Annotated in this window: 21 protein-coding genes; 13 read left to right on the forward strand and 8 right to left on the reverse strand. The window is 72.4% G+C overall.

Translation table 11 applies throughout. The features are described 5' to 3' along the window. Positions 1–32: 32 nt before the first annotated feature. Positions 33–554, forward strand: coding sequence for an EF-hand domain-containing protein (locus ACFWSK_RS03595; protein WP_383781412.1), 522 nt, complete (start codon positions 33–35; stop codon positions 552–554). Positions 555–621: 67 nt separating this feature from the next. Here the strand turns inward: ACFWSK_RS03595 and ACFWSK_RS03600 are convergent, their stop codons facing one another. Next, positions 622–2,166, reverse strand: a complete 1,545-nt coding sequence (locus ACFWSK_RS03600) for a class I adenylate-forming enzyme family protein (RefSeq protein WP_383781415.1) — start codon at positions 2,164–2,166, stop codon at positions 622–624. A gap of 151 nt (positions 2,167–2,317) precedes the next feature. Here ACFWSK_RS03600 and ACFWSK_RS03605 point away from each other — a divergent pair, with 151 nt between their 5' ends. From ACFWSK_RS03605 to ACFWSK_RS03620, 4 genes are all read left to right on the forward strand, one after another. Further along, complete coding sequence (locus ACFWSK_RS03605) at positions 2,318–3,511, forward strand: amidohydrolase family protein (RefSeq protein ID WP_383781417.1); 1,194 nt, start codon at positions 2,318–2,320, stop codon at positions 3,509–3,511. Beyond that, a complete protein-coding gene (locus ACFWSK_RS03610) occupies positions 3,508–4,665 on the forward strand; it encodes an acyl-CoA dehydrogenase (RefSeq protein ID WP_383781420.1) in 1,158 nt (385 codons plus the stop codon). Before ACFWSK_RS03605 ends, ACFWSK_RS03610 begins: the two co-directional genes overlap by 4 nt. 6 nt (positions 4,666–4,671) lie before the next feature. Continuing rightward, complete coding sequence (locus tag ACFWSK_RS03615; RefSeq protein WP_383781423.1) at positions 4,672–5,643, forward strand: acyl-CoA dehydrogenase family protein; 972 nt, start codon at positions 4,672–4,674, stop codon at positions 5,641–5,643. Between the two features lie 460 nt (positions 5,644–6,103). Continuing rightward, positions 6,104–6,655: an ATP-binding protein gene (locus ACFWSK_RS03620; protein ID WP_383781425.1), complete on the forward strand. Its 552-nt coding sequence runs from the start codon at positions 6,104–6,106 to the stop codon at positions 6,653–6,655. Here the strand turns inward: ACFWSK_RS03620 and ACFWSK_RS03625 are convergent. Next, entirely contained in the window at positions 6,574–7,500 is a 927-nt protein-coding gene (locus ACFWSK_RS03625) for a cyclase family protein (protein ID WP_383781428.1), read from the reverse strand. The two genes, ACFWSK_RS03620 and ACFWSK_RS03625, sit on opposite strands and share 82 nt — an antisense overlap. An 84-nt stretch (positions 7,501–7,584) precedes the next feature. On the opposite strand from ACFWSK_RS03625, the gene ACFWSK_RS03630 reads away from it, so the two are divergent. The 3 genes from ACFWSK_RS03630 to ACFWSK_RS03640 are packed head-to-tail and all read left to right on the forward strand — an operon-like array spanning position 7,585 to position 10,744. Continuing rightward, entirely contained in the window at positions 7,585–8,499 is a 915-nt protein-coding gene (locus ACFWSK_RS03630) for an SDR family oxidoreductase (RefSeq protein ID WP_383781430.1), read from the forward strand. A gap of 56 nt (positions 8,500–8,555) precedes the next feature. Then, the gene (locus tag ACFWSK_RS03635; protein WP_383781433.1) at positions 8,556–9,698 is read left to right on the forward strand and encodes an acyl-CoA dehydrogenase family protein; all 1,143 of its coding nucleotides are present in this window, start codon (positions 8,556–8,558) and stop codon (positions 9,696–9,698) included. Beyond that, a complete protein-coding gene (locus ACFWSK_RS03640) occupies positions 9,695–10,744 on the forward strand; it encodes a Zn-dependent alcohol dehydrogenase (RefSeq protein ID WP_383781435.1) in 1,050 nt (349 codons plus the stop codon). Before ACFWSK_RS03635 ends, ACFWSK_RS03640 begins: the two co-directional genes overlap by 4 nt. On the opposite strand, the gene ACFWSK_RS03645 is transcribed toward ACFWSK_RS03640, so the two are convergent. Continuing rightward, positions 10,741–11,769 (reverse strand): GlxA family transcriptional regulator, encoded by a 1,029-nt coding sequence (locus ACFWSK_RS03645; RefSeq protein ID WP_383781438.1) that lies wholly within the window; start codon positions 11,767–11,769, stop codon positions 10,741–10,743. The genes ACFWSK_RS03640 and ACFWSK_RS03645 overlap by 4 nt on opposite strands. A gap of 200 nt (positions 11,770–11,969) precedes the next feature. On the opposite strand from ACFWSK_RS03645, the gene ACFWSK_RS03650 reads away from it, so the two are divergent. Both ACFWSK_RS03650 and ACFWSK_RS03655 read left to right on the forward strand, forming a co-directional pair. After that, positions 11,970–12,332 (forward strand): DUF2809 domain-containing protein, encoded by a 363-nt coding sequence (locus ACFWSK_RS03650; RefSeq protein WP_383781441.1) that lies wholly within the window; start codon positions 11,970–11,972, stop codon positions 12,330–12,332. Positions 12,333–12,450: 118 nt separating this feature from the next. Continuing rightward, positions 12,451–13,782: an MFS transporter gene (locus tag ACFWSK_RS03655; RefSeq protein ID WP_383781444.1), complete on the forward strand. Its 1,332-nt coding sequence runs from the start codon at positions 12,451–12,453 to the stop codon at positions 13,780–13,782. Here the strand turns inward: ACFWSK_RS03655 and ACFWSK_RS03660 are convergent. Both ACFWSK_RS03660 and ACFWSK_RS03665 read right to left on the reverse strand, forming a co-directional pair. Further along, the gene (locus tag ACFWSK_RS03660) at positions 13,772–14,383 is read right to left on the reverse strand and encodes a flavin reductase family protein (protein WP_383781446.1); all 612 of its coding nucleotides are present in this window, start codon (positions 14,381–14,383) and stop codon (positions 13,772–13,774) included. The two genes, ACFWSK_RS03655 and ACFWSK_RS03660, sit on opposite strands and share 11 nt — an antisense overlap. Before the next feature lie 194 nt (positions 14,384–14,577). Further along, positions 14,578–15,021 carry an anthrone oxygenase family protein gene (locus ACFWSK_RS03665; protein WP_383781449.1) on the reverse strand — a complete coding sequence of 148 codons (444 nt, stop codon included), beginning with the start codon at positions 15,019–15,021 and terminating at the stop codon, positions 14,578–14,580. A gap of 91 nt (positions 15,022–15,112) precedes the next feature. Here ACFWSK_RS03665 and ACFWSK_RS03670 point away from each other — a divergent pair, with 91 nt between their 5' ends. Then, positions 15,113–15,691, forward strand: a complete 579-nt coding sequence (locus tag ACFWSK_RS03670; RefSeq protein WP_383781452.1) for a TetR/AcrR family transcriptional regulator — start codon at positions 15,113–15,115, stop codon at positions 15,689–15,691. A gap of 88 nt (positions 15,692–15,779) precedes the next feature. Here the strand turns inward: ACFWSK_RS03670 and ACFWSK_RS03675 are convergent, their stop codons facing one another. Beyond that, positions 15,780–16,607 carry an enoyl-CoA hydratase/isomerase family protein gene (locus tag ACFWSK_RS03675; protein WP_383781455.1) on the reverse strand — a complete coding sequence of 276 codons (828 nt, stop codon included), beginning with the start codon at positions 16,605–16,607 and terminating at the stop codon, positions 15,780–15,782. A 32-nt stretch (positions 16,608–16,639) separates the two neighbouring features. After that, on the reverse strand, positions 16,640–18,868 hold the full coding sequence (locus ACFWSK_RS03680) for an acetate--CoA ligase family protein (RefSeq protein ID WP_383781458.1): 2,229 nt from the start codon (positions 18,866–18,868) through the stop codon (positions 16,640–16,642). A gap of 294 nt (positions 18,869–19,162) precedes the next feature. Between ACFWSK_RS03680 and ACFWSK_RS03685 the strand changes: the two genes are divergently transcribed. Both ACFWSK_RS03685 and ACFWSK_RS03690 read left to right on the forward strand, forming a co-directional pair. Further along, entirely contained in the window at positions 19,163–20,515 is a 1,353-nt protein-coding gene (locus ACFWSK_RS03685) for a hypothetical protein (protein WP_383781460.1), read from the forward strand. Between the two features lie 96 nt (positions 20,516–20,611). Then, the gene (locus ACFWSK_RS03690; protein ID WP_383781462.1) at positions 20,612–21,460 is read left to right on the forward strand and encodes an NAD(P)H-binding protein; all 849 of its coding nucleotides are present in this window, start codon (positions 20,612–20,614) and stop codon (positions 21,458–21,460) included. Between the two features lie 70 nt (positions 21,461–21,530). Here the strand turns inward: ACFWSK_RS03690 and ACFWSK_RS03695 are convergent, their stop codons facing one another. Further along, positions 21,531–22,475: an AraC family transcriptional regulator gene (locus tag ACFWSK_RS03695; RefSeq protein ID WP_383781464.1), complete on the reverse strand. Its 945-nt coding sequence runs from the start codon at positions 22,473–22,475 to the stop codon at positions 21,531–21,533. Positions 22,476–22,520: the final 45 nt, after the last annotated feature.

A 22,520-nucleotide genomic window follows, 5' to 3' on the forward strand; every position in this document is an offset into this window, starting at 1 on the left:
CGGCACGCCTGTGGGCGTCGTACGCTCCCCGCATGGACAGCGCAGAGTACGAGCGCAAGATCGCGCACCGTTTCGCCGCCTTCGACCAGGACGGCAATGGCTATATCGATCGCGCCGATTTCAACGCCGCAGCGGCACGGCTGCTCAAGGAGTTCGGTACGACGGCCCGCTGCGACAAGGGCCAGTCGCTCTACACCGGGGCCGAGGCGTTCTGGCAGGGCATGGCGGGCATCGCGGACGTGGACGGGGACCAGCGCGTCACCCGTGAGGAGTTCGTCGGCGGGGCGGTGAAGCGGCTGCGTGACAACCCCGAGCGCTTCGCGGAGATCGCCCGCCCCTTCCTGCGCGCGGCGATCGCCGTCGCCGACAACGAGAACGACGGGGCGGCCTCGGTGGCGGCCGTCGAGCGGGCGCTGCGGGTGCTGGGTGCCGACGCCGAGACCGCGCGTGTCGCCGCGCAGCAGCTGGACACCGACCAGGACGGGCGGGTGGCGGAGGCCGAGGCGGTCGGCGCGTTCGCCACGTACTTCACGGTGATCCTTCCGGACGGGTAGCCGCAGGCGACAGGGGCGGGGCACGTCCGGTCCCGCCCCTGGGCGCCGGCCGCCCCCGGGCGGATGCTCACCCGAACCTTTCGCGCAGCCTGTACTTGAGCACCTTGCGCAGGGCCTCGCTGCGGGGGAGCTCCTCCAGCACTTCCAGCTGCTCCGGCAGCTTGTGGACCGACAGACCCCGGGCGCGCAGAAAGCCGGTGAGCTCCGGCAGGGTCAGCGGCGCGGCCCCGGCCGGCTGCTCGACGACGGCGCAGACGCGTTCCCCGCGCTCCGGGTCCGGCAGGCCGATCACCGCCGCGTCGCCCACCCCGGGGTGGGCGTGCAGGAGGTCCTCGATCTCCTTGGCGGAGATGTTCTCGCCCTTGCGGATGATGACGTCCTTGATCCTTCCGGTCAGCGCGAGATGTCCGCTCTCCCGGAGGTGGCCGATGTCACCGGTGAGCAGGAATCCCTCGGCGTCGAAGGCCGGTGCGGCGGCCCCCGGGTTCAGATACCCCTGGCAGACCGCCTCGCCCCGCAGCCGTACCTCGCCGTCCGTGCCGGGCGGCAGGGGCTTGCCCTCCTCGTCCGTGATCCGTATCTCCATGCCCGCGGGCGGACGGCCCTCCGTCGTGGCGAGGTTCTCCGCCGTGTCGTCCGGGGCACCCATGGTGATCATGGGGACCTCGGTCATGCCGTAGCCGTGGGTCAGCTGGACCCCCATCTCCCGGACGACCGCGTGGTAGAGCTCCGGCGGCTTGGGCGCCCCGCCACCCGCGAGCAGACGCAGGCTGGGGACGAGCGGGCGGCCCGGGGTCCTGCGCTGCTCGGTCAGGAACATCGAGTAGAACGCGGTCGAGCCACCGGCCACGGTCACTCCGCGGCGCCGGTACTCCGCCAGCGCGCCGGGCAGTGCGAACTGCTCGAAGAGCACGGCGGGGAAGCCGTAGAGCAGCAGCATCACGGCGTAGTCGGGTCCGCCGATATGGGCGAAGGGGAACGCGACCGAGCCGATGTCCTCCGCCGTCAGCCGCAGCGCGTGGGCCAGGCAGGAGCCGCCCGCGATGAGGCTGCGGTCGGTGTGCAGCACTCCCTTGGGGTCGGACGTCGTGCCCGAGGTCCAGTAGATCCAGCGCGGCACCGTGCCGTCGGCGGGCGGGGGCGGCAGTACGGCGGGGTCGCCGTCCGGCAGTGACGCGTACGCCTCGAAGATCCGCGGGGGCCGTTCGAGCTCCGCCGCCAGCCGGTGGGCCATCGCGGTGTGGTCGAAGCCGCGCCAGGTGCCGGGTACGGCGAAGAACCCGGCCTTCGACTCGCGCAGCGCGAAGCCCACCTCGCGGTCCCGGTAGAAGGGGATCACCGGGGTCTGTACGGCTCCGATGCGGGTGAGCGCGAAGGAGAGCAGCACCGTTTCGAGCCGGGTCGGCAGCTGCCAGGCGACGACGCTGGCGGGCCGCACCCCAAGCCCGTGGAGACCGGCGGCGACGCGTTCGCACCGCTCCCGGAGCTCGCCGAAGGTCAGGGTGCGGTCGTCCTGGAGGAGGACGGGGCGGTCCGGGGTCAGGGCGGCCCGGCGCTCGATCAGTTCCCAGAAGGTGCGGGAGGCGCCCAGGGCGTGTGCGGTATCGGTCACGACGGTCCCCTCGTAGCTGACGGATAGTCAGATAGTGCGGAGAGCGTAGGACTCCGCGCCTTGTCGGTCCAGGGGTGCGGGGCTAGCCTGAGAGCCGTATCTGAATCTGACGGACCATCAGATACGTGCCGAGTGCGCCGAAGGGAACGCCATGACGGAACTGCCTCGGATCGTCAGCGTCGACGACCACGTGATCGAACCGCCACACCTCTTCTCGACCTGGCTGCCCGCCAGGTACCGCGAACGCGGGCCGCAACCGCTCACCGCCGGCATCGGCGAGCTGGCGTACACGGGAGGCAGGTACGTCATCACGATGGACCCGGACGGACCCCCCACCGACTGGTGGATCTACGAGGACCTCAAGTTCCCGTACAAGCGCAATATCGCGGCCGTCGGCTTCGACCGCGACGACATGACGCTGGAGGGCATCACCCGGGCGGAGATGCGGCGCGGCTGCTGGGACCCGGCCGAACGGCTCAAGGACATGGATCTCAACCACGTCGAGGCGAGCCTCTGCTTCCCGACCTTCCCGCGCTTCTGCGGCCAGACCTTCGCCGAGGCGCACGACAAGGAGGTCGCGCTCGCCTGCGTCCGCGCCTACAACGACTGGATGGTCGAGGAGTGGTGCGGCGACAGCGGAGGCCGGCTGATCCCGCTGTGCATCATCCCGCTCTGGGACATCGGCCTTGCGGTGGCGGAGATCAGGCGCAACGCCGCGCGCGGGGTGCGGGCGGTGACCTTCTCCGAGATCCCCACCCACCTGGGGCTGCCGTCGATCCACACCGGCTACTGGGACCCGTTCTTCGCGGTCTGCCAGGAGACCGGCACGGTCGTGAACATGCACATCGGGTCCAGCTCGCAGATGCCCGCCGCCTCCCCCGACGCCCCGCCCGCCGTGCAGGCCGCGCTCTCCTTCAACAACGCGATGGCCTCGATGATGGACTTCCTGTTCAGCGGGGTGCTGGTGAAGTTCCCGACGCTGAAACTCGCCTACAGCGAGGGCCAGATGGGCTGGATCCCGTACGCGCTCGAACGCGCCGACGACGTGTGGGAGGAGCACCGGGCCTGGGGCGGGGTACGCGACCTGATCCCCGAGCCGCCCTCCACGTACTACTACCGGCAGATGTTCTGCTGCTTCTTCCGCGACAAGCACGGAGTGGCGTCCCTCGACGTCGTGGGGCGGGACAACGCGACCTTCGAGACGGACTACCCGCACGTCGACTCGACGTTCCCGCACACCAAGGAGGTCGCGCTCGACCACGTCAAGGGACTGGACGACGAGACCGTCCACAAACTGATGCGCGGAAACGCCATCCGCATGCTCGGTCTGGACCTCGACCGGTGACCGATCTGTCGTACAGCGAGGAGGAGCGGGACTTCCGTGCGCGGCTGCGCGCCTGGCTCGCCGGTGCGCTCCCCGGGCTGCCGCCGAAGCCCTCGCCCGACGACTGGCCGGCGCGAAGGGCGTACGACACGACCTGGCAGCGGATGCTGTACGACGCCGGGTACGCGGGTCTGCACTGGCCCGTCGACGCGGGCGGGCAGGGGGCGACGCCGACCCGGCAGCTGATCTTCCTGGAGGAGACGGAGAAGGCCGGGGCCCCCTATGTCGGGGCGAACTTCGTCGGGCTGCTGCACGCGGGGCCGACCGTCGCGGCGGAGGGGACCGCGGGGCAGCGGGCCCGCTGGCTGCCGCCGGTCCTGCGGGGCGAGGAGATCTGGTGCCAGGGCTTCTCGGAACCGGAAGCCGGCTCCGACCTGGCGGCGTTGCGGACCCGCGCGGTGCGCGACGGCGACCACTACGTCGTGAGCGGCCAGAAGATCTGGACGTCGCACGCGGAGGTCGCCGACTGGTGCGAACTGCTGGTGCGTACGGACCCGGACGCGCCGAAGCACCGGGGGATCAGCTGGCTCGCGATGCCCATGGACGCTCCCGGCGTCACCGTCCGCCCGCTGCGGACGCTCGCCGGGTCCACCGAATTCGCCGAGATGTTCCTGGACGAGGTCCGGGTGCCCGTCTCCCATCGGGTCGGCGAGGAGAACGACGGATGGCGGGTCACCATGGTCACCCTCTCCTTCGAGCGGGGTACGGCCTTCGCCGGCGAGGTCGTCGCCTGCCGGCGCACGCTGGCGGCCCTGGCCGCCGAGGCCCGTGCGGCGGGGCGGTGGGACGACGCCGTACTGCGCCGGAGGCTCGGCAGGCTGAACGCCGAATTCCGGGCCCTGTGGCGGCTCACCCAGTGGAACGTCAGCGAGGCGCAGCGCGGCGGAGGTGTGCCGGGCGCCGGGGGCTCCGTCTTCAAGCTGCGCTACTCGCAGGCGCGCCAGGAGCTGTACGAGGCGGCGGCCGAGGTGCTCGGTGCGGACGCCGGTGACCTGGACCGGGAATGGGTGCTGGACCGGCTCTCCTCGCTCTCGTACACGATCGCCGCGGGCACCTCGCAGATCCAGCGGAACATCGTCGCCGAGCGGATACTCGGCCTGCCGAAGGGGCGCTGATCGCTTGTGGACTTCTCGCTGTCGAAGGACCAGCGGGCCCTGCGCTCGGGCGTGCGGGAGCTGCTCACCGGCCGGTTCGGCAGGGAGCGGATGCGGGCCGCCGTGGAGGGCGGGGAAGGTGTCGACCGGGGGCTGTGGGCGGAGCTCGGCGCGGCCGGGTTCTTCGCGCTGCGGCTGCCGGAGGCCGAGGGCGGGGTGGGGCTCGGGCTGCCCGAATCCGTACTGCTGTTCGAGGAAGTGGGGAGGGCGCTGCTGCCGGGGCCCCTCGTCGCCACGCATCTGGCCGCCGGGGTGGTGAAGGGCGCCGCGGAGGGGCGGGCCGTGGTCACGGTCGTGGACCGGAGCGGTCCGGTCGCGGACCTCGCGGGCGCGGACGCGCTCCTGGTGCTGGGGGAGGTGGTCTCCCTGGCGGCAGGGGAGTCCTTGCGGGACGTCGTGCGGACGGCCGTAGCCGTGCGGTCCCTCGACCCGCTCACGGCGCTGTACCGGCCGGCCGGGACCGTCACCGGCACGGTGCCGCTGCCCGCGCTGTCGCCGCGCACCCTGCGGCACGAAGGCGCCCTGCTCACCGCCGCCGAACAGCTCGGAAGCGCCGCCCGGACCACGGAAATGGCGGTTCAACACGCCCGTGCACGTGAACAGTTCGGTGCGGCGATCGGCTCCTTCCAGGCGGTCAAACATCTCTGCGCCCAGATGCTGGTCCGTACCGAACTGGCCCGCGCCGCCGTGTACGCGGCGGCCGTGACCGGGGACCCGGTCGAGGTGGCGGGCGCCAAGCTCCTGGCCGACGAGGCCGCCGTGGGCAATGCCCGGGACTGCCTCCAGGTGCACGGCGGCATGGGCTTCACCTGGGAGGCAGACGTCCACCTCCATCTGAAGCGGGCCTGGCTGCGCTCCGGAAGGTGGCTGACGGCGGCGGAAGCGGAAGAGGCTCTGGCGCACGATCTGGGCGCCGCGCAGCAGGCGGGGCGGGGCTGAGGGGCGCCCGGTGGATCTTGGCCGGGCTATGGGGTGCGCTGTCACGCAGTGCAGCCGGTCTGCGTCGATACCGGGTTGTGTCCTTTGCGTGATTCGTCACCGGCCGGAGTCGGCGCCGGGCTCGGGTACGCTCCGTTGGATGCGAGTGGTTCTGGAACCGGACGATCCGGGTGTTGCCTTTGCGGCGACTCCGGTTCGGGTGCGGTGCCCTGCTCGCGGTCCGAGGAGCTGTGCCGGGCCTGGCCGGGAAGCGATTCCCGCGGTGCCGGCGCGCTCCTGTTCGACTCCCCGCAATGCGCGTCGCACAGTATGCAGCACGCGTACTCCTTCGCGCTGGAATATGCCCGAAGCGCTTGTTGCGGTGACTGTACGTCAACCATGCTGTCTCGCAAGGGAATCACGTTCCGTGACCCTGAGGAGGCGCGAGGCGATGTGTCCGCCGGTTCGGATGGTGTGAGCGGTGCAGGTGCTTCAGGTTCAGCTGGAGGTCGGGCCGGATCCCGCGGAAGTGGGGCGGGCCCGCAGATGGGCGCGGTCGAGGCTGGTCGGGTCCGGAATAGGAGACGACGAGCCGCTCGCGGAGACGCTCATTCTGCTGATCTCGGAGCTGGTCACCAACGCGGTCGTCCACACCGGCTGTCCGGCCGTGCTGCGGATGCTGTTCGGCTCGGCCGGAGCGGTCGGGACGGTCCGCGTCGAGGTCGCCGACGCCAGCGGTTGTCCGCCGCAGCCGCGCCACGCGGAAGGCGATGACACCAACGGCCGCGGCCTGGAGCTGGTGGACGGCCTCGCGGACCGCTGGGGCTGGCAGCCGGAGGGCGCCGGGAAGCAGATCTGGTGCGAGGTCGACAGCGGCATGCCCCTGCCGGCCCGCGCGGCTTCCGTGGTCCCGGCCGTGCCCGTGGTGGTCCCCGCAGCGCCGTTCGGCGTTCAGAGGACGGCGACCGGCGCGACGGGAGTGCCGGTGGCACCGGTGAACGGTTCGGGCATCGCACAGAGCAGGAACGCGTAACGCTCGTCCTCCGCACAGGCTGTGGACAAGGGTTCGAGATTCCAGTTCTGACCCTGGAGCATGCCCATGTCGACGAGATGGAGGGCGTGCACCGGCATCCACAGATCCTCGATCTCCGGCGGGAAGATCTCGAAGGTCAGGGTGTCGTTGGCCACCGCGGCCACATCCCGCGCGTGGAACCACTCGGGCGTACGCACCGAGAGACCGGGTGACGGATAGGCGTACGCGTGCTTGTCGCCCGCCAGGTACACCTGGATCTGCCCCGTCCGTACGAGCACGATGTCACCGGCCCGGACCTGGACGCCCGCGAACTCCTCCGCCGCGTCCAGGTCCTCCGGCGTCACGGCGTGGTCGCCGGGCAGCAGGTCGACGCCGTGGGCGCGGGCCACGTCCAGCAGGACCCCGCGCGAGACGAGCGGCGGTGCGGAGGCGATCGAGCTGAACCGCGCTCCGCCGTGCGCGGTGACGGTGTCGGCAGGACGCCCGTTGTAGATCTTCCCGCCGTACGAGGCGTGGGTGAGCGCGTCCCAGTGGGTGGCAGCCTGGAGGCCCATGGTCACGGCGTCGTCGCTGGTGGCGACGGTTCCCGGGCCGAAGAGCTCCTGGTTGATCTGGACCATCGTATGGAGCGGGTTGACCCGTCCCGGGATCAGTCCGCTCTGCACCCCGTCCTGCTGGAGCGGGAGCGCGAGCGGTACCCGGCGGCCCGTGCGGACGGTGGCCGCGGCCTCCCTGACGACCCCGGCGGTGATCAGGTTGAGTGTCCCGGTCTCGTCGTCGGCGCCCCAGCGGCCCCAGTTGTTCACCCGATTCGCGAGGGCGTGGAACTCGGGTGGCAAGGACATGGGGGCCTCCTGGGGCTTGTGCCGGGGTATCCGCCTGCCCATAAAATCTAACGGTCCGTCAGAAACCGCGGGAAGGGGCCGGGCATGGGGAACTTCTTGGCAGGCAAGGTGGTCGCCGTCACGGGCGCCGGACGCGGCATCGGGCGGGCGGTCGCACGGGCGGCCGCCGCCGACGGGGCGAGGGTCGTCGTCAACGACTACGGGGTCTCCGTCGAGGGCGGCGAACCCACGAGCGAGATCGCCGAATCCGTCGTCGAGGAGATCGAGGCGGCGGGCGGGGAAGCCGTCGCGGTCGCCGACGACATCTCCACGATGGCGGGCGGCCAGCGGATCGTGGACACGGCACTCGCGCGGTACGGGCGCATCGACGGGGTCGTGTGCGTGGCCGGGATCCTGCGGGAACGGATGCTGTTCAACATGTCCGAGGAGGAGTGGGACCCGGTGGTCGCCACGCACCTCAAGGGGACGTTCACGGTCTTCCGCGCCGCGTCGGCGGTGATGCGGAAGCAGGAGGGCGGCGGCACGCTGATCGGCTTCACCAGCGGAAACCACCAGGGCAGCGTGGCGCAGGCCAACTACAGCGCGGCGAAGGGCGGGATCATCTCGCTGGTACGGAGCGCGGCGCTCGGCCTGCACAGGTACGGGGTCACGGCGAACGCCGTCGCGCCGGTCGCGCGGACCCGGATGTCCGCGAACGTCCCCATGGAGCTCAAGGAGATCGGGGAGCCGGAGGATGTGGCCGCGCTCGTCGTCTACCTGCTGAGCGAGCGGGCGCGCGCGGAGGGGATCACGGGCCAGGTGTACACCGTGGCCGGTCCGAAGATCGCGGTGTGGGCCCAGCCGAGGGAGTTGCGGGCCGGGTACGCGGAGGGGGCGTGGACGCCCGAGCGCATCGCGGACTTCCTGCCGGGGACGGTGGGGGTCGACCCGATGCCGATGCTGGCGCGGCTGGAGGAGATGGCGGCGGCCGCGGCCGCGGGCACCCGGCCGAACACCTGACCCGGGGCGCTGCCCCGGAGTCCGCACCCGCGCACGATGACGACAGGAGGCGCACCGTGGACTTCCGCTTCGGGCCCGAGGACGACGCGTTCCGGGCGCAGGCCCGCACCTGGCTGGAGGCCCACAAGGGGCCGGGCACCGGCCGGGCGTGGGAGCGCGAGCTGGGGCGGGACGGGTGGATCGGGCTCGGGTGGGAGGAGACCGGGCCCGGTTACGGCAACCGGCGCGCGAGCCCGGCCCAGCAGGTCGTCTGGGCCGAGGAGTACGCCCGCGCCGCCGCCCCCGCCCGCGTCGGCCACATCGGCGAGAACCTGCTCGCCCCCACGCTGATCGCGTACGGCACCGAGGAGCAGCGCCACCGCCACCTGCCCCCCGTGGCCCGGGGCGAGGCGCTCTGGTGCCAGGGGTACAGCGAACCCGGCGCCGGATCGGACCTGGCCGCCGTACGGACGGCGGCCGTGCGGGACACCCGGCGCGGCGGGTACGCCGTCACCGGTCAGAAGACCTGGACCTCGCTCGCCGTGGACGCCGACTGGTGCTTCGTCCTCGCGCGGACGGAACGCGGTTCGGACCGCCACCACGGGCTGTCGTTCCTCCTGGTCGAGATGGACCAGCCGGGCCGCGTGGAGGTGCGGCCGATCCGCCAGATGTCGGGGACCAGTGAGTTCAACGAGGTCTTCTTCGACGGGGCGCGGGCCGTGGAGGCCGTGGGCGGCGAGGGCAACGGCTGGAAGGTCGCCATGGGCCTGCTGGCCCTGGAGCGCGGTGTCTCCACCCTCGTCCAGCAGATCGGATTCGCCGCCGAGCTCGACCGTGTGCTCCGGGCCGCCGTCGACGGCGGCGCCGTCACCGATCCCGTCCTGCGCGCTCGTCTCGTCGCGCAGTGGGCCGAGCTGAGGACCATGCGCTGGAACGCCCTGCGCACCCTCTGCGGCGCGGGCGGCCCCGGCGCCCCCAGCGTGGCCAAGCTGCTCTGGGGCGGCTGGCACAAGCGGCTCGGCGAACTGGCCGTGGAGGTCAGGGGAGCGGCCGGCGCCGTCGGCCCCCGTACCTGGTCGGCGGAGTCCCCGTACGAACTCGACGACGTACAGCGCCTGTTCCTGTTCACCCGGTCCGACACCATCTACGGCGGCTCGGACGAGATCCAGCGGAACATCATCGCCGAGCGGGTGCTCGGCCTACCGAGGGAGACCGGATGAGGGGCGTCGTCTTCGACGGCACGCGGACCGAGGTCGTCGACGATCTGGAGATACGTGACCCGGCGCCCGGAGAGGTGCTGGTGGCCGTGGCCGCCGCGGGGCTGTGCCACAGCGACCTGTCGGTGATCGACGGGACGATTCCGTTCCCGGTGCCGGTGGTCCTGGGGCACGAGGGCGCGGGTGTGGTCGATGCGGTCGGCGCGGGAGTCACCCATGTGAAGCCCGGTGACCATGTGGCGCTGTCGACCCTGGCCAGCTGCGGGGCGTGCGCGCAGTGCGACCGGGGCAGGCCCACGATGTGCCGGAAGGCGATCGGGATGCCGGGCCGGCCGTTCTCCCGGGGCGGCAAGCCGCTCTTCCAGTTCGCCTCCAACTCGGCTTTCGCGGAACGTACGCTGGTCCGCGCCGTCCAGGCGGTGAAGATCCCGGACAGCCTGCCGCTCACCTCCGCGGCCCTGATCGGCTGCGGGGTGCTGACGGGAGTCGGAGCCGTACTCAACCGGGCGAAGGTCGACCGCGGGGAGACGGTCCTCGTGATCGGCACCGGGGGGATCGGACTCAATGTGATCCAGGGCGCCCGGATCGCCGGCGCGCTGACGGTCGTCGCGGTCGACGCCAACCCGGCGAAGGAGGCGGTCGCCCGGCAGTTCGGCGCGACGCACTTCCTGACCTCGACGGACGGCGTGCGCGACATCCTGCCGGCCGGCGCCGACCACGCCTTCGAGTGCGTGGGCCGTACCGAGCTGATCCGCCAGGCGATCGACCTCCTGGACCGGCACGGGCAGGCGGTCCTGCTGGGGGTCCCGGCGGCGACGGCGGAGGCGTCGTTCCTGGTCTCGTCCATGTACCTGGACAAGTCGATCCTGGGCTGCCGGTACGGCTCGTCGCGCCCGCAGCGCGACATCGCGCTCTACGCGGACCTGTACCGCGAGGGCCGGCTGCTGCTCGACGAACTGGTGACGGAGACGTACCCGGTGGAGGACTTCGCCAAGGCGGCGGACGACGCGCACCACGGGCGGGTGGCGCGCGGGGTGCTGGTGTTCTAGGGGGCGGCCCGGGGCTCGGCCCGCGGTTCTCCCGCTGCCGGGGAACCGGCCGTCGAGCGGAACGTCCTGCGGTAGACCGTCGGCGGCACACCCAGCGTCGCCTGCAGATGCTGGCGCAGCGAGGTCGCCGTGCCGAAGCCGGAGTCCCGGGCCACCTGGTCGATGGACAGGTCCGTCGACTCCAGGAGACCGCGGGCCCGTTCCACCCGTTGCAGGGTCAGCCACTGGCCGGGGCTGACGCCGACCTCCTCGCGGAAGCGGCGGGTGAACGTCCGCACGCTCATGGACTCCTGCTGCGCCATGTCGCGCAGCAGGATGGGCCGCTCCAGCCGGTCGAGGGCCCAGGCGCGCGCGGCGGTCGTGGTCGCGAACTGCGGTTCGGGGACGGGGCGGTGGATGTACTGCGCCTGTCCGCCGTCCCGGTGCGGAGGTACGACGGTGCGGCGGGCGATCTCGGTGGCTACGGCGGCGCCGTGGTCGCGGCGCACGATGTGCAGGCAGAGGTCGATTCCGGCGGCGACCCCGGCGGAGGTGAGGACGTCCCCGTCGTCGATGAACAGGACGTCCGGGTCGACCTTGACCTGCGGGAACAGCCTCTGGAAGTGGTCGGCGGACGACCAGTGCGTGGTGGCGGGCCGGCCGTCGAGGTATCCGGCGGCGGCGAGGACGTAGCCGCCGGTGCAGATGGAGACCATGCGGGTCCCGGGCCTGATGTACGCGAACGCGGCGGCCAGCTCCTCGGTGAGCCTGCCCTCCGTGAAGACGGGGCCGAGCCCGTACGACGTCGGGACGATCACCGTGTCGGCGTCCGCGAGGGCTTCCGGTCCGTGTTCGACGGTGATCGTGAAGTCCGCGTCCGTGCGGACGATGCCGGGCGGGCGGACGGAACAGGTCACCACCTCGTAGAGCTTCCGGGGGCCGCCGTCGGGTCCGCCGGACAGGGTGCGGCCGAATATCCTCTGGGGGATGCCCAGTTCGAACGGGAGCAGCCCGTCGAGAGCCAGGACGACGATGCGGTGCGGCATGCGAACTCCCTCCCTGCTAGCTGGTATAGACCAAAAGCTGATACATGTCACCGCTGTGATGGAGAAGCCCGCAGACAGCGTCTGCATTCCCGCCGTGCCGCTGGTGGCACGGCGGGCCGGACGGCTGGAGCGGATCGGGTGACGGGGGCGGATCGGTGACTGGAGTGGACCGGGTGACCGGGGTGGGACGTTCGCGGCTCGTGTCTGCGGGGGCGGCGGCGCTGACCGTGGCCGCCGGGCTCGGTGTACGGGCGGTGGCGGGCGGGGACGGGACGAAGTACGCCGGGGACGCGCTGTACACGGTCCTGATCTACGCACTCGTGGTGCTGATAGCGCCCCGGGTGGGACCGCTGGTGGCGGCCGGGACGGCTCTGGCCTTCAGCTGGGCCGTGGAGTTCGCGCAGCTGACCCACGTGCCGGCGGAGCTGTCGGCCCGGAGTACGGCCGCCCGCCTGGTGCTCGGCTCGACCTTCAACGCCCCGGACCTGTTCTGGTACGGAGTGGGGGCGGCCGGCGCCGGGTGCGTGCACGCGTGGGCGGCGCGCCGTCGTACGGCCGGGTGAGCGCCGGGCCCTTCAGGTCTTGTTGCGCCGCCCGCGCCCGCCTCCCCCACACCGGTCATGGCCCGATCCCTGCGAACCGTGTCCGCCGGGCCACTCGTAAGCCTGCGGGCCCGGCCCGATGCTGGGTGACGTGACCCAGACAACCGACCCCACGGCCCCCGTAGCCGACGCGGTGAAGCCCGCCCGCGACTCCCGTCGGCGTATCCACCGCGCCTGGATCGTCGCCGCCGTCACCTTCGTGACGATCATCGGCGGCGCGGCCTTCAACTCCCTTCCCGGTCTGCTGATCGACCCGCTCCACACGGAGTTCGGCTGGTCGCGCGGGGAGATCGGTTTCGCGGTCTCCATCGACATGGCGCTGTACGGGCTCACCGCACCGTTCGCCGCCGCGCTGATGGACCGGTTCGGAATCCGCCGGGTGGTCGTGGTGGCGCTGAGCGCGGTCGCCGCGGGGGCACTGGCCTCGGTCTGGATGACGGCGTCCTGGCAGCTGATGATCTATTGGGGGCTGCTGGTCGGACTGGGCACGGGCTCCATGGCGATGGCGTTCTCCGCGACGGTCACCAACCGCTGGTTCGTGGCCAGGCGCGGGCTGGTCACCGGCATCCTCACCGCGGCCGGCGCCTCGGGCCAGCTCGTCTTCCTGCCGCTGTGCGCCTGGATCGTCGACGAGCACGGCTGGCGGCCCGCCTCGGTGACCGTCGCCCTCGCCGCGCTGGTCGTCGTCCCGTTCGTCTGGCTCCTGATGCGTGACCACCCGGCCGACGTGGGCCTCGCCCCGTACGGCGGCACGTACGTGGAGAAGCCCGCGCCCGCCCGCGGGGCGGCGGCCCGGACCGTGCGGGTCCTCTTCGACGCCGCGCGCACGGGCCCGTTCTGGCTGCTCGCGGGCACGTTCGCGGTCTGCGGGGCGTCGACGAACGGCCTGATCCGCACCCACTTCGTGCCCTCGGCCCACGATCACGGCATGCCGATCACCGCCGCCGCCTCGCTCCTGGCCGTCATCGGGATCTTCGACGTGATCGGCACGATCTTCTCCGGCTGGCTCACCGACCGCTTCGACGCCCGCCGCCTGCTGGCCGTCTACTACGCGCTGCGCGGTGTCTCGCTGCTGTTCCTGCCGATGCTGATGGCGCCGTCGGTGCACCCGCCGATGATCTTCTTCATCGTCTTCTACGGTCTGGACTGGGTCGCCACGGTGCCGCCGACGCTGGCCCTGTGCCGTGAGCAGTACGGCGAGGACAGCGCGATCGTCTTCGGCTGGGTCCTCGCCTCGCACCAGGTCGGAGCGGCGGCGGTGGCCTTCCTCGGTGGTGTGGCCCGCGATGCGTTCGGCTCGTACGACGTGGTCTGGTACGCGGCGGGGGCGCTGTGCGCGACGGCGGCCATGATGGCGCTGATGATCCGGCGGCGACAGGGCTCCTCGGTGCCGGTCGGCGTCAGCCCCTGAATCCGCCGAACTTCCCCTGGTGGAACAGCAGTGGACCGGCGCTCTCCCCGGACGTGCCGAGCGCTTCCACTCGCCCCACGACGATGAGGTGGTCGCCGCCCGTGTGGACGGCGTGGATGCGGCAGTCGATCCAGGCGGGTACGGAGTCCAGGAGCGGTGATCCGGTCGCGGGCGCCGCCCGGTACGCGACCCCGGCGAACTTGTCCGCCCCGCTCACCGCGAACCCCCGGCACAGGGAGCCCTGGTCCGCGCCGAGGATGTTGACGCAGAAGGCCCCGGCGCGGGCGATGCGCGGCCAGGTCGTCGACGTACGGGCCACCATGAACGTGACGAGCGGCGGGTCGAGGGAGAGGGACGCGAACGACTGGCAGGCGAAGCCGGCGGGGCCGTCCGGATCGTCGGGTCCGTGCGCGGTGACGACCGTGACCCCGCTCGCGAAGTGCCCCAGCACCCGCCGGAATTCGCCCGCCCCGACGGGCGGACGCTCGTCGGCGCCGATGGCTCTGAGGTCGGGCCGGGGCAGTGGCTCGACGGGCGCCGCCGGTCCGGCGACCGTGGCGGCGCCGACGGAGCGGAGGTACCGGACTGCGGTTGCGGCCATGCCTGCGTGTCCCATCACCTCCCCATTGAAACTGACGCATCGTCAGTTGGGAAGGTGCCGGCCGGGATCGCGGATGCGGGCTCTGAGCGGCAGCCGCGTTCCTGGATGCCGATTCCTGGATGTCGGGATTTCGGGGCCATCTGCCGCCCGGGGAGTGGGATTGTGCGCCGCGTGCGCGGTGTCGGCCCGCGGGGTCAGAGGGCGGCGACCAGCAGGGTGAAGGCGGCGATGATGACGGCGACGCGGACGTAGTGGAAGCGGTCCCAGCGGTTCATCTGCTCCTTCCAGTCCTCGGGCCGGTTGTCGGGGGTCCACGTCTTGTTCCGGTTGTTGATCGGGACGAGCAGCAGGATCGACATGATCACGCTGAGGAGCAGCAGCCCGCCGGCGGTGACGACGAGGCCGGTGCCGTGGTGGTGCCATCCGGTGGTGGCCCAGACCGCGACGAGGATGAGCGAGCCGATGTACCAGACCGGCATCACGGCGCCGAGCATCCGCCCTCCGTGGGCGCGGCCGAGTTGGCCGCTGTCCTCGGGGAGTGCGTTGAGGATCGGGTTGATGACGAAGGCGACGGAGAATTCCACCCCCACCATCACGCCGACGACCACGGTGGTGATGACTTCGAGTGCGTTGAGCATGATGACCCCTCCTGGGATCTAGCGCCGCTAGGTGACGAGGCAACGCTAGTACTGCTGTAGCTCGCTTGTCTAGCGATGCTAGGATCGAGTCATGTCGGTACAGGAACGCAAGCAGCGCGAACGGGTGGAGCGCGAGCGCCTCATCGTGGCGACGGCCCGCGAACTCGCCGAGCAGCAGGGCTGGGACGCGGTCACCACCCGCAGGCTCGCCGAGCGCATCGAGTACAGCCAGCCCGTCCTCTACAGCCACTTCCGCGGTAAGCGGGAGATCATCGGCGCCGTCGCCCTCGAAGGCGCCGCCGAGATGGCCGCGGCGCTGAGAGCCGCGACCCGCGCCGCGGACGGCCCGCGCGCCCGGGTCACCGCCCTGGCCCGCGCCTACCTCGACTTCGCGATACGCAACCCGGCGGTCTACGACGCCATGTTCCAGCTCGACGGCGGCCTGGCCTTCGCGAACGAGGACACCCCACAACCTCTGAAGGACGCCTTCGCCGCCCTGCTGGAGAGCCTCGGCGAGGTCGCCGGGGACGGCGTCCACCCGGGACTGTTCACCGAGGTGTTCTGGGCGGCCCTGCACGGGCTGGCCACCCTGACCCGAGCGGGACGGCTGCCACCGGAGGACGCCGAGCCGAGGGTGGAGCTGCTGGTGGACCGGCTCGCCGTGGTCTGACACACCATCCCGGCGGGTACAAAGCCGGGGCCCTCGGGCCCCGCCGCTGCCTGCGCCCGGTCGGCCTGGGCGGGGTGTGGGGGCGGGTCTACCGCCCCAGGTACGTGGGCGGGCGGCGTTCCACGAAGCTGCGCACTCCCTCCTGCGCGTCGTGCGTGGTCATGTTGACCTCCTGGGCCATCGCTTCCGCGGCGAACGCCGTTGCCCGGTCGGTGTCCTGGGAGGCGTTCACCAGTTGCTTGGTGAGGGCCAGGGCGCGGGTCGGGCCTGCGGCCAGGCGCTGCGCCCACTCCTGGGCCGTTGCCGTCAGTTCGGCGTCCGGGAGGACCCGGTTGACCAGGCCCAGGCGCTCCGCGTCCAGGGCCGGGAGCGCGTCGCCGAAGAAGAGGAGTTCCTTGGCGCGGTGGGGGCCGATCAGGCGGGGGAGCAGGTAGGCGCCGCCGCCGTCCGGGACGAGGCCGCGGCGTACGAAGACCTCGATGAACTTCGCCGATTCGGCGGCCAGCACCAGATCGCAGGCGAACGCGAGGTGCGCGCCGAGCCCGGCCGCCGTGCCGTTCACGGCGGCGATCACCGGCTTCTCGCAGTCCAGCACCGCCGCGATCAGCCGCTGCGCGCCGAGCCGGATCGTACGGGCGACATCACCCGCGACCCGCTCCCCGCCCGTCGCCGGGCCGGAGCGCAGGTCCGCGCCCGCGCAGAAGCCTCGGCCGGTGGCGGTGAGGACGACGGCCCGCACCCCCGGGTCGGCGGAGGCGCCGGCGAGCAGCGAGATGACGCGTTCGCGCTGGTCCCAGGTGACGGCGTTCATCGCCTCCGGGCGGTTGAGGGTGATCCACGAGACCCCGCTGCCGGTGCGGTGGAGTACCGAGCCCACGGGATCGGATGCTTGGGACGCGTCGGGGGAGGGCGGCATGGGGGAGCTCCTTCACGGGGGTGGGCGCCGGCTCAGCGGCAGAGGGCGAGCGCGTCCAGCGCCACCGCGCCCTGGCCGCGCCCGAGGACCACCAGGGGGTTGATGTCGAGCTCCACGAGGTCGTCGCCCAGTTCCAGGGCCATGCGCTGCACCCGCAGGATCACTTCGACGAGCGCGTCGGCATCGAGGGGCGGGCCGCCGCGTACGCCGTCCAGGAGGGCCCGGCCGCGGAGTTCGCCGAGCATCGTCCGCGCCTGGTCCTCGCCGAAGGGCGGCACCCGGACCGCCGTGTCGTGCAGGACCTCCACGAGGACACCGCCGAGCCCGACCGTGACGGTCGGCCCGAACAGGGCGTCCTGGGTGACGCCGACCATCATCTCGACGCCCCGCTCGACCATCTGGCAGACCAGGATGCCGTCCAGGCCGACGGACTCGAAGCGGGCGATGTCGGTGAGCTCGCGATAGGCGTCGCGGACCTGGCTCGCGGAGGTGAGCTTGACCTTGACCAGGCCGAGTTCGGTCTTGTGCGCGAGCCGGGTGCCGGACGCCTTCATGACGACCGGGTAGCCGACGAGCGCCGCCGCCCGGACCGCCGCCGCCGCGCTGGTCACCAGCTGCTCGCGCGGTACGCGGATGCCGTACGCCCGGAGGAGCTGCTTCGCGGCGTGCTCGCTCAACTGGTGGCCGGGGCGCAGCAGGGCCTGCGCCTTGCGGAACGAGGGCGACGGCGTGCGTGGCGCGTCGTCGAAGGGCGAGCGGTAGGAGGCGGTGAAGCGGTGGTGGTCCAGGTACGCCTTCACGGCCCCGATGCAGTTGCGGAAGGTGCGGAAGGTGGCGACCCGGGACGAGCCGAGGAGGGTGGTGCGGTACGCCTCCTCCGTACCGACGGGCGAGCCCCACACCACGCAGATCAGCTTGTCCGTGGCCTCCGCCGCGTCCACCAGGTCCTGGGCGAGCCGGTCGCTCATCGGGGGGAACGGGCCGGTGATCGGACAGATCAGCACGCCGACGTCCGGGTCGGCGAGGATCGCGTCGATGATCTTCCGGCCGCGCCAGTCGCCGACGGGGTGACCGCCGTTGTCGACCGGGTTCGCCACATTCAGGTAGCCGGGTATCCAGGTGTGCAGTTCGCGCTGCTTCTCCTCGGACAGGGTGGGCAGGGAGAGTCCGGCGCCGGTCGCCAGGTCCGAGAAGTGCGCCCCCGTGCCGCCCGAGATCGAGTACACGACGACACCGTCGGCGCGCGGCGGGCGCGCCCGGGCCAGCAGGGCCGCGGTGTCCTGGAGTTCGTCGAGCCCGTCCACCCGGATCACACCGAACTGGCGCATCGCCGCGTCCACCACCACGTCGGTGCCGGTCAGCTTGCCGGTGTGGGAGGCGGCGGTCCTGGCCCCCGTCTCCGTACGCCCCACCTTGACCGCCACGACCGGCACACCGGCGCGCGCGGCCCGGTCGGCGGCGAGCAGGAAGGAGCGGCCGTCCTTGAGCCCCTCGACATAGCAGGCGATGGCCCCGACCTCCGGGCGCCCGGCGAAGTACGAGATGAAGTCGGCGGTCTCCAGGTCGGCCTCGTTGCCGGTGGGCGCCCAGTGGGAGAGCCGGATGCCCAGCTCCTGAAGCGTGTGGACGGGGCGGCCCTGGTGCCCGGACTGGGTGATCAGCGCGATCGCGGGGCCTTCCAGGTCCTCCCGGAACGACTCGAAGGCGTTGAGGTTCGTGTTCGGCCCCAGCAGCCGCAGGCCCGACCGCTCGACCGCGGCCGACAGTCGCGCCTGGGCGGCCGTCCCCTCCGCGCCCGTCTCGGCGAAGCCGGAGGCGAAGGCGACGGCGAACTTCACCTTGGACGCGGCCAGTTCATCGATCAGGGGCAGTGGGTCGGCGACGAGCAGCACGGCCAGATCGACCCGTTCCGGCAGGTCGGCGACGGAGGGGGAGCAGGCCATTCCGAAGACGGACTCCCGCGTGGGATGCACCGGATGGAGCCGCGCCCCGACCCGCCCGGCCCAGGCGACGAGCTGGCGGGTGATCCCGGTATTGGGCCGCCCCTCGGTGTCGGACGCGCCGACGACGGCGACGGACTCGGGCCGGAAGAACCGGTCCAGGTCGGGCACGGGCGCGTGCAGCGGCCGTCCGCTGACGTCGAGACCGCCCTCCGCCGTCGCTGTCGCCGTGCTGTGGACGGCCGCGTGCGGCTCTTCGCCGCAGGCGTCCACCCTGGCGCGGAAGTGTGTGGTGAGGGTGCCGTGAGTCGATCCAAGCATCGTTCCGCCCACTCCTGCTCGACGTGTCCGACCGGGAGCCACGGAGGTGTCCGAGCCCCACGTTCCATAGCTGACGCCTTGTCAGGTTACTGAACTGACGGCCCGTCAGGAATGGGTGTGCAGGCAAAGGCTGCGGGAGACGGGCGGCAGCGCGGGGTGTGGGCGGGCGTCCGGGCCGTCCCGTCCGGAGGGCGGGAGAGATCCATTCCCCCTACAACCTCACGCGGTCCTTGCTCGTCCAACGGGTGCCGGCTTTCGGCACTGCCCGTCAGAGCACTACCCATGGGGGATCTCATGAGACCTGTCCCGACCCGACGTTCCGTCTACCTCGGCACCTGCGCCGCCGCGGCCGCCGCGCTCCTGGTGGGCGGCCTCGCCACCCCCGCGGCCGCCGCCAGTGACACGCTGTGGATCAACGCTCCGAGCGAACTGAGCCTGCCGCTCGGAACGGCCGGCGGTGCGCCGGAGGAGCGACGGCTCGACATCGGACTCACCCACGACAACGAGAACTACACCGTCACCGACGGCCGTCTCACCGTCGACATCACGGGCATCGCCGGGATCGCCGAAGTGACCTGGCCCGAGAACTGCGTGCCGAGCGGCACCACGGCCCTGTGCAGCGTTCCCCAGGTCCCCGTCGGCTGGGGCGACTACACCCCGCAGGTGCACCTGACGGTCCGCGCCGCGGACGGCGCCGCCGCCGGAGCCCGGGGCCGGATCGTCTACTCCGCCGTCGCGACCGGCCCGGAGGGCGAGATGCGGGCCCCGCTGGACTCGTTCGACACGACCCTGTCGGTCGCGTCCGGCCCGGACCTCGCCCTCGGCGGGCTCGCCCCGGTCACGGACACCCTCCCGGGCGCCGTCCACGATGTCCCGCTGTCGGTGACGAACAAGGGCAACGAGAGGTCGGACGGCTTCTCCCTCCGCATGTCCGCCTCGTACGGGCTCGGCTTCGCCGCACGGCACCCCGAGTGCGCCTACCGGGAAACGGGCGGGGACTACGCGCCCATGACTCACGTGGACTGCACGTTCGGCCAGGTCATCGAGCCGGGTGAGTCGTTCGCGCTCCCCGAGGGGCTGGATCTGGCACTCGCCTCGCACGCGATGAACGAGCGGCTGGACATCAGCGTCGAGCCCGGCGCCGGCGCCACGGACCTCTCGGGCGAGGACAACTACGGCATCGTCGCCTTCGAGGCGGCCAGTACGGCGGACTTCGCCGTACGCGGTGCACGGGTCGCGGGCGCCGCGGGTGAGACGGTCGCTGCCACGCTCACCTTCCGTAACAGGGGTCCGGCCTGGGTCGGCAACCTGGGCTCCGGCGACTCCGCCGCGGTCGTCGACTTCACCGTCCCGAAGGGCGTGACCGTCACCGGCGCACCCGAGGGCTGCGAGGCCCGGACGCTGTCCGGCGGACACCACCCGCAGCGCCTGGGCGCCCCGCGCTACTCCTGCGCGATGCCGTACTGGGTGTCGGAGACCGCGAAGCGTTCCTTCGCCTTCCAGCTGCGCATCGACGAGGTCGTCCCGGACGCCAAGGGCCGCGTCCACCTGCGCCCCGAGAGCCCGGGCCTGCCCGTGTTCCCGTTCGACCCGAACACCCGTAACAACACCGCCAAGGTCGTCGTGAACCCGACGCCCAAGGCGTAGGCCGCCGCGGCGCAGCGGGCGGCGCCGGACGTCCGGACATCCATCCCGGACGGTGGGACATGGGCGCGGGCCGGTGCCCCGATGCACGCTCGGATCATGACAAACGAATCCGTAGTGGTGATCGGCGGCACCGGCAAGACCGGGCGCCGCGTCGTGGCCCGGCTCCGTGCACAGGGGGTGGAGACGCGGGCGGCCTCGCGCTCCGGGGAGACCCCGTTCGACTGGGCGGACCGTGCCAGCTGGCGGCCCGCCCTCGCCGGGGCCACGGCCGCCTACATCGTCCCGCTCGACGCCTCGCCCTCCCCGGTGCCCGCCCTGGTGGAGGAGGCCGTGGCGAGCGGGGTGCGGCGACTGGTGCTGCTCTCCGCCCGCGGCGTGGACGTCCCCGGTTACTTCGGGGCCTCCTACGACGGCAACGGGCCGCACATGGAGGCGGAGGCCGCGGTACGGGCCGCGGACGTGGCCTGGACGATCCTGCGGCCCGGCTGGTTCGCCCAGAACTTCAGCGAGGGCGTCTTCCTGGACGACGTGAACGCCGGTGAACTCGCGCTGCCCACCGGGGACGGCGCCGCCGCCTTCGTCGACGCCGAGGACATCGCGGAGGTGGCCGTCGCCGCACTGACCGAGGACGGCCACGCGGGCGAGGTGTACGAACTGTCCGGCCCCCGGGCGCTCGGCATCGGCGAAGCGCTCGCCGAGATCGAGAAGGCGACCGGCATCCGGTCCACGTACGTGCCGGCCGGCGAGGAGGAGTTCCTGGCGGGCCTGGTCGCCCAGGGGATGCCGGAAGCCGAGGCGGGGCTGTGGACCGACGCGCTGAAGCCGATCCGTACGCACCGGGAGGCCGCGGTCGCGGACGGGGTGCGCCGCGCACTGGGCCGCGAGCCCCGCGACTTCACCGACTTCGTCCGGGACGCGGCGGCGGGCGGGGCCTGGCAGCGCTGACGGGCCGTACCGAAGGCAGGCGGGCGGGGGCGCGGGCGGCGCCCCCGCCTTTCGGGTCCGGCCCTGGGGATCAGCCCGCCGGAGCCTCCCGGTTCCGGGGCAGCGGGGTCGCGGCCGTCTGCTGCCGGTACGCGCTCGGGCTCTCGCCCCGCAGCCGCTTGAAGGCCGCGCTGAAGCCGAACGCGTCCGCGTACCCCACGCGCCGCGCCACCGACGCCACGGTCAGTTCGGGACGGGCCAGCAGATCCGCGGCCAGCGTCATCCGCCACTCCGTCAGATACGCCACCGGGCCCTCCCCGACGAGTTCCGTGAACCGCTTGGCCAGGGTCGTGCGCGACACCCCCGCCCGGTCGGCCAGCTCCGCCGTCGTCCACGGGTGGGCCGGGTCCTCGTGCATCGCACGCAGCGCCGGCCCCGCCACCTCGTCACCGAGCGCCCCGTACCACCTGGGCGGCTCGGCCTCCGGGCGGTCGAACCAGTCGCGCAGCGTGCACACCAGCATCCAGTCCAGCAGCCGGTCGAGCACGATCTGCCGCCCCGGTCCCGGCCCGGCGATCTGCGCCTCCAGGTAGTCCCGCATCGGCGTGCAGTCGTGCTCGTCCGCGACCACCAGAGCCGGCGGCAGAACGCGCAGCAGCCGCTGCGGCACAGCGGCCTGTACGTCGTAGGCGGCCGCCATCAGGACGGTGGGCGCGTCGATCTCCCCCAGGGGGACCTGCTCACCGCCCAGGCCCCCGGACCAGCGCACGTCCCGTACCGCGGCACCCGCCGCGGGTTCCGGGTCGTCGGTGAAGACGAACGGCGCCGGCCCCCGTACGATCGCGGCCTCCCCGACCTCCACCCGCAGCGGTGCTCCGCCCTCCGGAACGATCCACCCGGCTCCCCGCAGCGGCACGCACAGGGTCAGATACGCGCCGTCCGTGAAGCGCAGCGACCACGGCGCCCACAGCACCGAGCGGCCGAACACCGCGCCCCTGCCCCGGACACCGCCCAGCAGTTCATCGAACACATCCATGGCGCAACGATAGGCAGACGAACGGGCGACGCGGACGATCTCCTA

The sequence above is a fragment of the Streptomyces sp. NPDC058620 genome (genome assembly GCF_042717135.1).
Classification (GTDB): domain Bacteria; phylum Actinomycetota; class Actinomycetes; order Streptomycetales; family Streptomycetaceae; genus Streptomyces.

Bases quoted from the DNA above. Each gene is read 5' to 3' on its own strand.
- ACFWSK_RS03595 (WP_383781412.1), top strand. From the start codon at position 33: ATGGACAGCGCAGAGTACGAGCGCAAGATCGCGCACCGTTTCGCCGCC.
- ACFWSK_RS03605 (WP_383781417.1), top strand. From the start codon at position 2,318: ATGACGGAACTGCCTCGGATCGTCAGCGTCGACGACCACGTGATCGAA.
- ACFWSK_RS03625 (WP_383781428.1), bottom strand. From the start codon at position 7,500: ATGTCCTTGCCACCCGAGTTCCACGCCCTCGCGAATCGGGTGAACAAC.
- ACFWSK_RS03630 (WP_383781430.1), top strand. From the start codon at position 7,585: ATGGGGAACTTCTTGGCAGGCAAGGTGGTCGCCGTCACGGGCGCCGGA.
- ACFWSK_RS03640 (WP_383781435.1), top strand. From the start codon at position 9,695: ATGAGGGGCGTCGTCTTCGACGGCACGCGGACCGAGGTCGTCGACGAT.
- ACFWSK_RS03645 (WP_383781438.1), bottom strand. From the start codon at position 11,769: ATGCCGCACCGCATCGTCGTCCTGGCTCTCGACGGGCTGCTCCCGTTC.
- ACFWSK_RS03655 (WP_383781444.1), top strand. From the start codon at position 12,451: ATGCTGGGTGACGTGACCCAGACAACCGACCCCACGGCCCCCGTAGCC.
- ACFWSK_RS03660 (WP_383781446.1), bottom strand. From the start codon at position 14,383: ATGGCCGCAACCGCAGTCCGGTACCTCCGCTCCGTCGGCGCCGCCACG.
- ACFWSK_RS03665 (WP_383781449.1), bottom strand. From the start codon at position 15,021: ATGCTCAACGCACTCGAAGTCATCACCACCGTGGTCGTCGGCGTGATG.
- ACFWSK_RS03670 (WP_383781452.1), top strand. From the start codon at position 15,113: ATGTCGGTACAGGAACGCAAGCAGCGCGAACGGGTGGAGCGCGAGCGC.
- ACFWSK_RS03675 (WP_383781455.1), bottom strand. From the start codon at position 16,607: ATGCCGCCCTCCCCCGACGCGTCCCAAGCATCCGATCCCGTGGGCTCG.
- ACFWSK_RS03680 (WP_383781458.1), bottom strand. From the start codon at position 18,868: ATGCTTGGATCGACTCACGGCACCCTCACCACACACTTCCGCGCCAGG.
- ACFWSK_RS03685 (WP_383781460.1), top strand. From the start codon at position 19,163: ATGAGACCTGTCCCGACCCGACGTTCCGTCTACCTCGGCACCTGCGCC.
- ACFWSK_RS03690 (WP_383781462.1), top strand. From the start codon at position 20,612: ATGACAAACGAATCCGTAGTGGTGATCGGCGGCACCGGCAAGACCGGG.
- ACFWSK_RS03695 (WP_383781464.1), bottom strand. From the start codon at position 22,475: ATGGATGTGTTCGATGAACTGCTGGGCGGTGTCCGGGGCAGGGGCGCG.